Origin of the sequence: Streptomyces aculeolatus (assembly GCF_020400605.1) — a bacterium.
Lineage (GTDB): Bacteria > Actinomycetota > Actinomycetes > Streptomycetales > Streptomycetaceae > Streptomyces > Streptomyces aculeolatus.
In genome coordinates this window covers 85,638-98,161 of sequence record NZ_JAINRD010000030.1, presented here as the reverse complement: position 1 = coordinate 98,161, position 12,524 = coordinate 85,638, and the positions used below count along the sequence as shown (strand labels likewise).

The following is a 12,524-nucleotide window of genomic DNA, read 5'->3' as shown; positions in this document are numbered from 1 at the left end:
CCGCCCCCCGGGGGGGGCGCCCGCCCCCCCGCGGCGGGGGGGGGGGGCGGCCGCGGGGGGCGGGGGGGGGGGGGCCGCCCGGCCCGCGCCGGCCGTCAGGACCGGGTCGCGGTCCAGGAGCCCTTCAGGTACTCGCCCATGTCGAGTTCGCCGCTGATCCTGTCGCCGTCGACGGTGCCGGTGAAGGTGTAGCTCAGCGAGTCGCCGTGCTCCTCGCCGTAGCTGCTGCGCACCGAGACCTGCGTGCCGCTGACGGTGCCGGACGCCTTCCGGCTGACGAACTCGCCGGCGTGCGTGCCGGCGACCTTCGCGCCGTCCTGGGTCAGTTCGAGCTTGTGCGCGCTCGACGTGCCCGCGGCGTACTTGATCTCCACGGACCAGGTGCCGGCCACGTCCACGGCCGGCGGCTTCGGCGACTCCGGCGCGGGCGGCGGGTCGCGCAGCAGCCGGACGAGCTCGTCGGAGATGGTCCGCCAGTCCTTGGGCTCCATCATGTACGGCGTGATGGAGACGCCGGTCTGGTCCGGGTCGGAGCCGCCGGCGGCGTTGAGCGCGATGCGCGGCTCGCCGTCCCACATCGCGTTCATGATGGTGGTGCCGGTGACCTCCTTGCGCTTGGCGCTCCACAGGATGCGCAGCGAAGGCGTCCGGTTCGACAGGCCCACGGGCTGGGTGATCTCGGTGGTCACCCCGCTCACCGACGAGACGCGGCGGGAGATCTGCTTGAGCCAGTTCGTCCACTCGGCGTACTCGGCGTCGTGGTCGCGCTGGACCCACATCTCGACGGCCGCGAGCATGCCCATGGCCTCTTCCTTGCCGACCTTGAAGCCGCGCGCGTAGCCGTGGTGCGGGGCGCTGTGCACCCACGCGGCCCGTACGAGGTCCTCGCGGCCCAGGATCAGACCGGCCGACTGCGGGCCCCGCATGCACTTGCCGCCGCTGTAGCCGACGAGGTCGGCGCCGCGCTCGATGTGCACGTTGGGGATGGTGAGGATCTCCGCGGCGGCGTCGACCAGCAGCGGGACCCCGGCGGGCTTGGTCACCGACGCGATCGTCTCGGTGTCCAGCTCGCTGTCGTCCACGCGCGGCCCGGCCATGATGTAGACCAGCGCGGTCTGCGGGCCGATGGCGGCCTCCAGTTCCTCCTTCGTCTCGACCTGGACGACCTTGAGGCCCACCGCGCTGATCGCGGCCTCGTAGACGTTCCGCGAGTGCCGCGGGATGATCGCCTCGGTCTTCTGGAACCCGGTCAGGTCCGGGATGTTGACGTGCAGGTCCGGGTTGCCGCCGGCGGTACACGCCGCGGCCGCGTGCGTCAGACCCGCCGAACACCCGGCGCTGACCAGCCCGAACTCCGTCTTGGTGAGCTCGCCGATGCGGCGGCCGACGGCGTCGGCCAACTCGTCGAGCTGTACGTACTGCCGCGCCGCCGCATCGATCGCGTCGCGTACCTCGGGCAGCATCAGCGAGCCGCTGAGCACGGTGTAGGTTCCCCGCGCGTTGATCAGCGGACGGACCCCGATGCGGCCGTAGATGTCCTTGGGACGGCCCTGGCCCGGGTTCGCCGCGGACGGCGCCCCGGACGTGGCCGCGAACGCTTCACCCGCAAGCAGCGGACCCAGCGCGAGTGCTCCCCCGGCCGCCGCGCCTCTTCCGAGCATGGTGCGACGAGAAAGTGCCTCAGCAGGCATTCCGGCCCCCTGTCACCTCGTAAGTTGTGGTGCCGTAGACGTTAGAAAGATCGTGAGTCGGCGTTAAGGCCCTCTTTCCGATGCGGCTATTCGGAACCCGGATCCTGCCCAGTCAGCCCGCGACTTGGGCTTCTCGGGTACCGCTGCCCGCGGGCGCCCCGCACACCGCCTGCCGCGCACCCGTCCGGCGAGACGCAGATCACATGTGTGCGGCCATTGACGGCCGGGTGGCGCGAGAGCACCATACGTAAACGTTTCCAGCGGCTGTAAACCTTTACAGGAGTGCCCAGTTGAGGCCCGGCCGCGCACGTGGTGCAACGACGCAGCGACGCGAAGGGGCGAGTGCGATGTCCTCCGGGGGGCCACCCACGATCGTGTCGATCGCCGAACGCGCCGGGGTGTCCATCGCCTCCGTCTCCCGCGTCCTCAACGGCCTCGGCGCCCGCCCCGAGACCGAGGACCGGGTCCGCCGCGCCGCCAGCGAGCTGGGCTACGTGCCCAACGCCGTGGCCCGCTCCCTGAAGGACGGCCACACCCGCCAGTTGACCTTCGCCGTACCGGACATCGGCAACCCCGTCTACGTCGCCATGGTCCGCGAGATCCAGGCCGTCGCGAAGGCCGCCGGCTACCGCTTGCTGCTGCACTCCACCGACGCCGACGTCGCCGACGAACTCGGCGTCGTACGCAGCCTCGCCGACCGCACCAGCGACGGCCTCGTCCTCGTGCCCATCCGCATCACGCCCGCGCACGTCGAGGCGCTGACCGCCGCCCCCGGCCCCGTCGTCGTCATCGGCTCGCTGCCCGACGGCGTGCCCGTCGACGGCGTCCAGGCCGACTCCGTCACCGGTGCCGAACTGGCCGTACGCCACCTCGTCGAGAGCGGCCGCCGCCGTATCGCCTTCGTCAACGGCCCCGTCGACACCGTCCCCGGCGGCAACCGCGGCCGCGGCTACCGCGCCGCGCTCGCCGCCTGCGGCATCCCCTACGACCCGGAGCTGGTCACCGCCACCGACTTCGGCGTCGGCGCCGGGGCTCGCGCCACCGCCCGGCTGCTGGCGGCCCGCCCCGACCTGGACGCCGTGTTCTGCGCCAACGACCAGCTCGCCATCGGCGCCGTCCAGGCGCTGCACGCCGCGGGCCGGCGCATACCCCGGGACACCGCCGTCGCCGGCATGGACGACAGCGACCTGGCCGTCGCCGCCTGGCCGCCGCTGACCAGCGTGGACCTCGGCGCCGGCGAACGCGGCCGGCGCGCCGCCCGGATGCTCCTCGAACGGCTCGCCCCGGGATCCGGCGAGCCCCTCCCCGCCCGCCGCACGACCGCCGCGCCGCGGCTCGTCGTGCGCGGCTCCACCTCCCCGGGCGCCGCGCCCGCGGGCTCCGACGAGCAGGAAGGCGCGAAGTCCGCATGAGCGTTGCCGCACCACCCCCACCGAAGGCCGCCGGCCGCGGCACCCCGCCACCACGCACACCACGCGCCCGCAAGGCCGCACTCGGCCTCGACGGCGGCGCGTGGTTCCTGCTGCTGCCCGCGCTCATACCCATCCTGGTGCTCAGCGTCGGCCCACTGCTGTACGGCGCGTCACTGGCGTTCACCGACGCGCAGGCCGGCCGCACGGAACCCACCGAGTTCATCGGCGTGCAGAACCTCGCCGACCTGCGGCACGACACCCTCTTCTGGGACTCGTTCCGCATCGGGCTCATCTGGGCCCTCTGCGTCACCGCCCTGCAGTTCGTGCTCGCGCTGGGCCTGGCCCTGCTGCTCAACCAGAACCTTCGCTTCCGCTGGTTCGCGCGCACCCTCGCGCTCGTCCCCTGGGCGATGCCCGAGGTCGTCGTCGGCATCATGTGGCGGCTCGTCTACCACCAGGACGCCGGCATCCTCAACGAGACGCTGAGCCGGCTCCACCTCATCGACGAGAACGTCGACTGGCTCACCAGCCTCTCCCTGGCCCTGCCCGCGGTGATCGCGGTGGGCGTCTGGGCCGGCATGCCGCAGACCACGGTCGTGCTGCTCGCCGGGCTGCAGAACGTCCCGTACGAGCTGAAGGAGGCCGCGGCCCTCGACGGCGCCGGCGTCTGGCGCCGCTTCACGAGCGTCACCTGGCCCGCGATCAGGCCCGTGGTCATCGCCATCACCGCGCTCAACTTCATCTGGAACTTCAACTCGTTCAGTCTCGTCTTCGTGCTCACCCAGGGCGGGCCGGGCGGCGAGACCCGGCTGCCGATGCTCTTCGCGTACGAAGAGGCCTTCGCCTACGGCCAGTACGGCTACGCCGCCGCCATGGGGCTCGCGATGATTGCGGTCATCGCCGTCTTCCTCACCCTGTTCCTGCGCAAGCGACTGAAGGAGGAGGCCAGCTGATGAGCGCTCCCACGGCTCTGCGCACCAAGCGCGCCGCCGGCCGCACCGGGCAGTACCTCGCCCTGCTGGCCTACCTGGTCTTCCTCGCCTTCCCGCTGGTGTGGCTGATCTCCACGGCCTTCAAGTCGCCGCAGGAACTGGGGAAGATCGACCCCACCTGGATCCCCCAGGACCCCACCCTGGAGAACTTCCGCGCCGCCTTCGACGCCCAGCCGCTGCTGCGGTCCGCCGCCAACAGCCTCCTCGTCGCCGGCAGCGCCGCCCTCATCGCCGTCGCCATCGCCGTGCCCGCCGCGTACGCGATGGTCCGCTACCGCTCGAAGGTCACCACGGCGGCCACCGGCTGGATCCTGGTCAGCCAGATGTTCCCGTTCGTGCTCATCATCATCCCGCTCTTCATGCTGCTCAAGGAAGCGCGGATGATCGACTCGCTGCCCGGGCTGATCCTCGTCTACGTCGTGTGGAACCTGCCCTTCTCGCTCTGGATGCTCCAGGGCTACGTCAAGGCGGTGCCCGTCTCCCTGGAGGAGGCCGCCGCCGTGGACGGCGCGAGCCGGCTGCGCACCATCGTCAGCGTGGTGCTCCCGCTGCTCGCCCCCGGACTGGTGGCGACGCTGATGTTCTCCTTCGTCACCGCCTGGAACGAGTTCTTCTTCGCCCTCGTGCTGCTCAAGTCCCCGGAGAATCAGACGATGTCGGTCATCCTCACCCAGTTCCTCGGGGCCGAGGGCGTCGTGGACCTCGGCCCGCTCGCCGCGGCCGCGACCCTCGCCACCATCCCCAGCCTGCTGTTCTTCGCGCTGCTCCAGCGCCGCCTGGTCAGCGGGATGCTCGCCGGGGCGGTGAAGGGATGAGGCCCGCACGGCACATCCGCCGCGCCGCCGCTCGGGCCGGCGCCGCCGCCCTGAGCCTGGCGTTGCTGGCCGGGCTGGCCGGCTGCAGCGGCGACGGCGGCTCCGACGACGGCACCGTGACCCTCGACTACCTCAGCCTCGCCTGGCAGGAGGAGTCGGTCGCGGCCAACAAGCGGCTCGTCGAGGAGTGGAACGAGGAGCACCCCGAGGTTCAGGTCCGCTACGTGCAGGGCATCTGGGACACCGTGCACGACCAGCTGCTGACCTCCTTCGAGGGCGGCGAGGCGCCCGACATCATCCACGACGCCGCCGACGACCTCACCGACTTCGCCTACGGCGGCTACCTCGCCGACCTCACCGACCTGCTGCCCGACTCGCTGCGCGCGGACATCCCGGCGCAGTCGTGGCGGACCACCACCATGAACGGCGGCATCTACGGCGTCCCCTTCCTCCAGGAGCCGCGGATGATGTTCGCCAACACCGCGCTGCTGGAGGAGTCGGGGGTGCGGGTGCCGACCGCTGCCGACCCGTGGAGCTGGCAGGAGTTCGAGGACGCGGCGAAGGAGCTGACCGCCGACACCGACGGCGACGGCAGCACCGACCAGTACGGCGTCGCCTGGGGCATGAAGGAGCCCGTCAGCCAGTCGGTGAACCTCTCCCTGTCCACCGGCGGCGGGCTGTTCTCCCGGGAGCAGACCGACGACGGCCCGAAGAACCGCGTCGGCTACGGCCCCGAGGACTCCGCCGTCGCCGAGACCATCGACCGCCAGGTCAACGAGGACCGCACCGCGCCGCGCAGCAGCCTGGGCATGTCCGGCTCCGACACGCTGCCCGGGTTCTTCGCCGGCCGGTACGCGATGGTGCCGCTGAACTTCTCCTACCGCCAGCTCGTCACCCAGCAGGCGCCCGACGACTTCGGGTGGTCGGTGCTGCCGATGCCCGCGGGCGACGGGCCGGCCGGCGGGCTCGCGCAGGGGGTGAGCCCCCAGACGCTGTCGGTGGCCGAGGACAGCGACCACCGGCAGGCGGCCGCGGACTTCATCGCCTTCATGACCCGGCCGGAGCACATGGCCGAGCTGGCCGCGGGCGACTGGATGCTGCCCACCGGCGCGCAGGCGCTCAAGGATCCGGCGCTGAACACCGAGAAGTACGGGTGGCGTACGGGCGTGGAGGTGGCCCGCTCGCTGCGGCCCGCGCCGGTGCTCGGGGTACGGGGGTACCGCGAGTGGTCGGACAAGATCGCCACTCCGGCGTTCCAGCGGTACTTCAACGGGGACACCGATCTGGACGAGTTGCGCGAGTCGCTGGTCGAGGACGGGAATCTCGTACTCGACCGGTACCAGAGATGACGGCCGCGGCCGGCGGGAGCAGACGACGAGCAGGCATGCGAAGGACACGAGCAGGCGCACGAGGAAAGAGCACGAACCGCACGATGAGCACCGCACGATGAGCGCAGCCGCCGGCGCCGGACCGCCCGTCCGGCCGGCCCCCGCCCCCACGGAACCCGCCCCCGCCGACCCCGTCCGCACGGAGCCCGCCCGCACCGCCCCCGTCCGCCTGCGCCCCGTGGGCCGCGGGGCCGGGCAGGCCGCCCCGACCGCCCGCGACCGGGCCCGCGGCGCCATGCTCGGCCTCGCGGTCGGCGACGCCCTCGGCGCGCCCGTGGAGAACATGAAGCCCTCGCAGATCCGCGAGCGCTGGGGCCGCATCGAGGACTTCGTGGCCGCCGCCCCCGCGGGCACCGACGACACCGAGTACGCCATCTTCTCCGGGCTGCTGCTCGCCGAGCACGGCGCGCGCCTGAGCCTCGCGCACGTGGAGTCCGCCTGGCACGAGCGGATCGCCGACCTCGACGAAGGCCCCTTCCGCGGCGCCGGGTTCAGCGAGCGCGGCACCCTGGAGAACCTGCGCCGGGGCCTGGCCGCCCCGATCACCGCGCAGCACCGGCACGCCTGGAGCGACGGACTCGCCATGCGCGCCGCGCCGTTCGGGGTCTTCGCCGCCGGCCGCCCGGCCGAGGCCGCCCGGCTCGTCGCCGTCGACGGCACCGTCAGCCACGAGGGCGAGGGCATCTACGGCGGCCAGGCCGTCGCCGCCGGGGTGGCCGCCGCGATGGCCGGCGACTCCCCGGACGTCGTCGTGCAGGCCGCGCTGTCCGTCATCCCCGAGGACTCCTGGACCTCGCGCTCCCTGCAGCGCGCGGTCTCCGCCGGGCGCCGCGCGCGCCGCGCCCCCGGCGCCACGCCGCTGAGCGTCGAGCGCGCCGTCCGCTCCTCGGTCGTCATCGGCGGCTACCCGTGGTCCGACCTGGCGCCCGAGGCCGTCGGGCTCGCGCTCGGCGCCTTCGCCGCCGCGCGCGGCGACTTCGCGGACTCCGTCCTCACCGCCGTCAACATGGGCCGCGACGCCGACACCACCGCCGCCGTCGCCGGCGCCCTGGCCGGTGCGCTGCGCGGCGAGTCCGCCATCCCCGCCGGCTGGGCCGCGGCCATCCAGCCCGTACGGGGCACGTGCCTGCCGTCGATGGCGGGCCACCACGTGCTCGACATCGCGGACCGGCTCGCCCCCGCAGACGAGGAGGTCGCCTCATGAGCGCACCGCTGCCCAGGTCCCGCCGCGCCCCCGAGCCAGGCCCGGCGCGCGGGGCGCCGGGCGCGCCGGAAGGCGCCGCCGGGGGCGCGGCCCGTACGAGCCCGTCCGCGGGTGCCCCCGCGAGCCCCGCCGACGGCGCGGAGCGCACCGTCACCGCCGCCCCGCGCGAGGAGCGGCCCGTACCGCAGAGCGCGCCGTCCGCCGCCGGCCGCCCCGCCGGCACCGCCGGCTTCACCGAGGCGGGCGGCGACCTGCGGCGCGTGGAGGGGCTGCTCCTCGGCATCGCCGCGGGCGACGCCGCCGGCTGGCCCGCCGGCCGGCACCGCGCCGCCCGGATGCCGGAGTGGACCCGCCGGCTCACCCGCGAGCTGGACACCTTCGCCGAGCAGAACGCCACCACCACCCTGCCGGTGCCCATCGCGCTCAACCAGCCGCCGGAGCCGCTGCGCCTGGGCCCGTCCGACGACGCGGAGTGGGCCGCGTTCACCGCGTACGCCGTGCTCTCCGCCGGCAGCGGACTGCACACCGACCTCACCTCCGACCGGCGCGTCCGCTCCGCGCTCACCCTCGCCTGGAGCGCGCTCGCCGACGAGGTCGCCGTCGCCGCCGAGCGCGCGGACGAGATCGAGTCGGCCGACATCCCGCTGCGCGCCCGCATCTCCGTACGGGCCGGGCTCGGCAACCTCGCCGCCGGCCTGCGTCCGCCCGCCACCGGCCACGACAACCCGCACTACTTCGACGACGCCGCGTGCGTGCGGGCCGCGGTGCTAGCCGCCGTCCACCCGGGCGACCCGGAACGGGCAGCCGACCTCGCCGAGTTCGACGCCCGCTACACCCAGGACGGCGACGGCGTGCACGGCGCCCGCGCCACCGCCGCCGCGATCGCCGCGGCGCTCGGCGGCCGGCCCGTCGACGCCTGCGTCGACGCCGCCCTCGCCCAGCTCCCGCAGGGCACCGAGATCCTGCGCAACGCCGAGCGCGCCGTGCAGCTCGGCCGCACCGCGGTGGCCACCCGCCCGGGGCTGCCGGGCAACGCCTTCGCGCTCGTGCCCGTGCTGGAGCACGAGATCGTCGACCACGTCTACAGCTACGGCATCGCCGCCGCCGAGACCGTGCCCGTCGCACTCGCCGTCGCCACCGCCGCGGCCGGCGCGATCTCCGAGGCCGTGCCCGCCGCGGCGTGCCTGTCGCGCGTCGCCGACTCCGCACCCGCCCTGGCCGGCGCGCTGACCGGGGCGCTGGGCGGCGCCGCCGGGCTCCCCGCCACCTGGCGGGACGCCTGCCGGATCCTCTCCGGCTGCGCCCTTCCCCAGCTCGCCGGCGCCGACCTCGTCGACGTCGCCCGGCAACTGGCCGACAAGCAGTTCAGCACCCCCGCGGAAGGACCCCTCGCCTCATGACCCCCACGACCGCTTCCGCCGCCCCCGGCGACGCCACCGCACCGGCCGGCCCCGGGCTCGCCGACCGCACCGCAGGATGCCTCGTCGGCGCCGCCGTCGGCGACGCGCTGGGCGGGCCCGTCGAGGGCTGGACGCCCGAGGCCATCGCCGAGCGCTACGGCGGCCGGGTGCGCGGCATCGTCGAGCCGTTCCACCGCGGCGAGTGGCGCACCGCCCGGCCCATCGCCCCGTACCACAAGGGCGACGGGCACGTCACCGACGACACCCTCATGACCCACGCCCTCATCCGCGTCTACGACCGGGTCCGCGACCACCTCGACTCCTACGCCGTCGCCGCCCACCTGGTGCCCGACCTGATGGGCACGCCGCGCTGGATCCCCGAGCTGGAGGCCGAGGCGCTGCCGCTGCAGCGGATCTTCCTCGCCGAGAAGTGGATCGTCGCCCGGCTGCACTACGGCCACGTCGACCCGCGCGAGGCGGGCGTCGGCAACATCGTCAACTGCGGCGCCGCGATGTACATGGCGCCCGTCGGCGCCGTCAACGCCGGCAACCCCGAGGCGGCCTACGCCGAGGCGCTGGACGTCGCCGGCGCGCACCAGTCGTCGTACGGGCGCGAGGCCGCCGGCGTCTTCGCCGCCTGCGTCGCGGCGGCCTTCGCCCCCGGCGCCACACCGGAGTCGGTGGTCGAGGCGGCGCTCGCGGTGGCGAAGGACGGCACCCGCGCGGCCGTCGAGGCCGTCTGCGAAGCGGCCGCCGGCTGCACGGACTTCGAGGAGGCGCTGGCGCCGCTGCGCGCGGCGGTCGAGCCGTACGACACCGTCGGCCCCGACTACCGCAACCCCTCGCTCGGCGCCCGCCGGCCCTCGCGGTTGCACGCCATAGAAGAGCTGCCGGTGGCCCTGGGCATGCTGCTCGTCGGCCGCGGCGACTACCGCCACACGGTCCTCGGCGCGGTCAACTACGGCCGCGACTGCGACTCGATCGCCACCATGAGCGGCGCCATCGTCGGCGCCCTGGGCGGCGCCGCGGCGGTGCCGGGGGAGTGGGCCGGGGAGGTCGCGAGCGCCAGCCGGCTGGACCTGCTCGCCCCCGCCGCCACGCTGACCGAGGTCGCGCGCGAGGTGTTCCGGCGGGACGTGGCGCGGCGCCGCGCCCACGAGGCCGCGTTCGGCGCGCTGGCGGAGGCGTCGTGACGGCGGCGCCGGCCGGTGCGCACGGTACGCCGCTGCGGCTGACCTGGGTGCAGCCGGAAGACCTCGTCGGCCACGAGCTGCGGCAGGCGGCCGAGGACGGCCGCGCCGCGGGGCCGCTGCACCGCCGCTGGTTCGCCGCGGGCGGCCACGCGGCGCCGGACCGCGCGGGCGCGTCACCCGGCCCGCCGAAGCCGCGGCTGCGGGCCCTCGCCGTTGAACTGCTCGACGAACTCGCCGCGCTGGAGAGCCCGCTGGCCGCGATCGAGCCGACCGACCTGGCCGAGATCCGGGCGGCCTGCCCGCGCTGGCCCGAGCCCGTACGGGCCCCGGCCCCTGAGGCCGGGGACGCGGACCGGCTGCGCCGCCGCCTGCACGCGGCGTGGCTCGGGCGCGCCGCCGGCTGCGTCCTGGGCAAGCCCGTGGAGAAGGTGACCCTGGAGGGCATCCGGGCCATCGCGCGCTCCACCGGCAACTGGCCGCTGCACACCTGGTTCACCGCCGCCGGGCTCGCCCCAGCGGTCGCCGCCGCGCACCCCTGGAACCGCCGCAGCGCCGCCACCTCCCTGGCCGAGAACATCGACGGCGCGCCCGAGGACGACGACCTCAACTACCCGCTCCTCGCCCTGCTCCTCCTCGACCGCCACGGCCACGCCTTCACCACCGCCGACGTCGGGCAGCTCTGGCTCGACGAACTGCCCGCGGGCCGTACGTTCACCGCCGAGCGGGTCGCGTACCGCAACCTGCTCGACGGCGTGGAGCCTCCGCACACCGGCGCGTACCGCAACCCGTTCCGCGAGTGGATCGGCGCCCAGATCCGCGCCGACGTCCACGGCTGGACGCACCCCGGCGACCCGGCCGGGGCCGCCGCCGCGGCGCACCGCGACGCGGTCCTGACCCACACCGCCAACGGCGTCTACGGCGCCATGTTCACCGCCGCCGTCCTCGCCGCCGCGGCCGGCGGCGGCGCCGGGGTGCACGAGGCGCTGCGCGCCGGCCTGGCCGTGGTGCCGCCCCGCTCCCGGCTGGCGCGCGCCCTGCGGCACGGCATGGAACTGGCCCGCAGCGAACCCACCGGCACCCGGGAGGGCTTCGCGACCGTCGTCGACGAACTGCACGCGGCGCACGAGGGGCGGCACTGGGTGCACGTCGTCCCCAACGCCGCGCTGCTCGCCGCCGCGCTCACCCACTCCGGCGGCGACTTCACCGGCGCGATCTGCCGCGTCGTGTCCGGCGGCTGGGACACCGACTCCAACGGCGCCACCGCCGGGTCCGTCGCCGGGCTGCTCGCCGGCTCGCCGGAGGCGCTGCCCCGGCGGTGGACCGCGCCGCTGCGCAACCGGCTGGCGACCACCGTGGGCGGCATGGACGGCATCGGCTTCGACGAACTCGCCGCCCGCACCGCCGCACACGCGCTGCCGGCCCCCGCCCGCGGAACCGCCGCCTACGCCAGGGCCCACGCCGGCGCCGCACCACCGCACGAGCCCCGGAGGCCCCCCGCATGACGACCACCCCCCACCCGCCGATCGCCGTCTTCGGCAGCGTCAACATGGACCTCGTGGCGTACGCCGCCACCGCCCCCGGCCGCGGCGAGACCGTCTCCGGCCGGGAGTTCCGCACCGTGCCCGGCGGCAAGGGCGCCAACCAGGCCGTCGCCGCCGCCCGCGCCGGCGGGGCGGTGGCGATGATCGGCGCGGTCGGCGCCGACGCCTTCGGCGGCGAACTGCGCGCCGCGCTCGACGGCGCCGGCGTGGACACCGCCGGGCTGCGCACCGCCGCGGGCGCCAGCGGCACCGCGCACATCGTCGTCGACGACGACGGCGCCAACTCCATCGTCGTCGTCCCCGGCGCCAACGGCACCGTCACCTCGCTGGCCGGCGGCGACGCGGACCGCATCGCCGCCGCCGGCACGCTCCTGCTCCAACTGGAGCTGCCGATGGACGGCGTCGTGGCCGCCGCCGAGTCGGCCCGCCGCGGGGGCGTACGCACCGTGCTCACCCCGGCGCCCGCCCGCCCGCTGCCCGACCGGCTGCTCGCCGCCACCGACCTGCTCGTCCCCAACGAGCACGAGGCCGCCGCCCTCACCGGCCGAGCCGACCCGCACGAGGCCGCGGCGGCCCTGCTGGAGCGGGTGCCGGAGGTCGTCGTCACCCTCGGCGGCGCGGGCAGCCTGTACGCGGCCCGCGACCGCGAGCCGGTCGCCGTGCCGGCCCTCGGGGTCCGGGCCGTCGACACCACCGCCGCGGGCGACACCTACGTCGGCGCGCTGTGCGTGGCGTACGCCGAGGGCCGGCCGATGCCGGCGGCGATGGCGTGGGCGGCGGCCGCCGCCGCGCTCGCCGTCCAGCGGCCCGGCGCGTCGTCGTCCATGCCGGCGCGCGCGGAGATCGACCGGCTGGCGGCCGAGGGCCCGTGACCGCACCGCCGCAAGA

At 75.4% G+C, this 12,524-nt stretch carries 10 protein-coding genes; 9 read left to right on the top strand and 1 reads right to left on the bottom strand.

Annotated features, from left to right (window positions below):
* Positions 1–95: 95 nt before the first annotated feature.
* On the bottom strand, positions 96–1,661 hold the full coding sequence (locus LG396_RS34700; RefSeq protein WP_027767442.1) for an aminotransferase class V-fold PLP-dependent enzyme: 1,566 nt from the start codon (positions 1,659–1,661) through the stop codon (positions 96–98).
* Positions 1,662–2,038: 377 nt separating this feature from the next.
* Between LG396_RS34700 and LG396_RS34695 the strand changes: the two genes are divergently transcribed.
* From LG396_RS34695 to LG396_RS34655, 9 genes are all read left to right on the top strand, one after another.
* Positions 2,039–3,103: a LacI family DNA-binding transcriptional regulator gene (locus LG396_RS34695; protein WP_018842542.1), complete on the top strand. Its 1,065-nt coding sequence runs from the start codon at positions 2,039–2,041 to the stop codon at positions 3,101–3,103.
* Positions 3,100–4,056, top strand: coding sequence for a carbohydrate ABC transporter permease (locus tag LG396_RS34690; RefSeq protein ID WP_018835442.1), 957 nt, complete (start codon positions 3,100–3,102; stop codon positions 4,054–4,056). The genes LG396_RS34695 and LG396_RS34690 overlap by 4 nt, the downstream gene beginning before the upstream one ends.
* A complete protein-coding gene (locus tag LG396_RS34685; protein ID WP_037744577.1) occupies positions 4,056–4,910 on the top strand; it encodes a carbohydrate ABC transporter permease in 855 nt (284 codons plus the stop codon). The genes LG396_RS34690 and LG396_RS34685 overlap by 1 nt, the downstream gene beginning before the upstream one ends.
* Positions 4,907–6,259, top strand: coding sequence for an ABC transporter substrate-binding protein (locus LG396_RS34680; RefSeq protein ID WP_225797772.1), 1,353 nt, complete (start codon positions 4,907–4,909; stop codon positions 6,257–6,259). The genes LG396_RS34685 and LG396_RS34680 overlap by 4 nt, the downstream gene beginning before the upstream one ends.
* A gap of 97 nt (positions 6,260–6,356) precedes the next feature.
* Positions 6,357–7,502, top strand: a complete 1,146-nt coding sequence (locus LG396_RS34675) for an ADP-ribosylglycohydrolase family protein (protein ID WP_225797771.1) — start codon at positions 6,357–6,359, stop codon at positions 7,500–7,502.
* Positions 7,499–8,902 carry an ADP-ribosylglycohydrolase family protein gene (locus tag LG396_RS34670; RefSeq protein ID WP_225797770.1) on the top strand — a complete coding sequence of 468 codons (1,404 nt, stop codon included), beginning with the start codon at positions 7,499–7,501 and terminating at the stop codon, positions 8,900–8,902. Before LG396_RS34675 ends, LG396_RS34670 begins: the two co-directional genes overlap by 4 nt.
* On the top strand, positions 8,899–10,095 hold the full coding sequence (locus LG396_RS34665) for an ADP-ribosylglycohydrolase family protein (protein ID WP_225797769.1): 1,197 nt from the start codon (positions 8,899–8,901) through the stop codon (positions 10,093–10,095). Before LG396_RS34670 ends, LG396_RS34665 begins: the two co-directional genes overlap by 4 nt.
* Positions 10,092–11,597 (top strand): ADP-ribosylglycohydrolase family protein, encoded by a 1,506-nt coding sequence (locus tag LG396_RS34660; protein ID WP_225797768.1) that lies wholly within the window; start codon positions 10,092–10,094, stop codon positions 11,595–11,597. Before LG396_RS34665 ends, LG396_RS34660 begins: the two co-directional genes overlap by 4 nt.
* The gene (locus LG396_RS34655; protein ID WP_225797767.1) at positions 11,594–12,508 is read left to right on the top strand and encodes a ribokinase; all 915 of its coding nucleotides are present in this window, start codon (positions 11,594–11,596) and stop codon (positions 12,506–12,508) included. Before LG396_RS34660 ends, LG396_RS34655 begins: the two co-directional genes overlap by 4 nt.
* Positions 12,509–12,524 lie beyond the last annotated feature (16 nt).

Excerpts from the sequence above, each read along its gene's own strand:
- LG396_RS34700 (WP_027767442.1), bottom strand. The coding sequence starts at position 1,661 with ATGCTCGGAAGAGGCGCGGCGGCCGGGGGAGCACTCGCGCTGGGTCCG.
- LG396_RS34695 (WP_018842542.1), top strand. The coding sequence starts at position 2,039 with ATGTCCTCCGGGGGGCCACCCACGATCGTGTCGATCGCCGAACGCGCC.
- LG396_RS34690 (WP_018835442.1), top strand. The coding sequence starts at position 3,100 with ATGAGCGTTGCCGCACCACCCCCACCGAAGGCCGCCGGCCGCGGCACC.
- LG396_RS34685 (WP_037744577.1), top strand. The coding sequence starts at position 4,056 with ATGAGCGCTCCCACGGCTCTGCGCACCAAGCGCGCCGCCGGCCGCACC.
- LG396_RS34680 (WP_225797772.1), top strand. The coding sequence starts at position 4,907 with ATGAGGCCCGCACGGCACATCCGCCGCGCCGCCGCTCGGGCCGGCGCC.
- LG396_RS34675 (WP_225797771.1), top strand. The coding sequence starts at position 6,357 with ATGAGCGCAGCCGCCGGCGCCGGACCGCCCGTCCGGCCGGCCCCCGCC.
- LG396_RS34670 (WP_225797770.1), top strand. The coding sequence starts at position 7,499 with ATGAGCGCACCGCTGCCCAGGTCCCGCCGCGCCCCCGAGCCAGGCCCG.
- LG396_RS34665 (WP_225797769.1), top strand. The coding sequence starts at position 8,899 with ATGACCCCCACGACCGCTTCCGCCGCCCCCGGCGACGCCACCGCACCG.
- LG396_RS34655 (WP_225797767.1), top strand. The coding sequence starts at position 11,594 with ATGACGACCACCCCCCACCCGCCGATCGCCGTCTTCGGCAGCGTCAAC.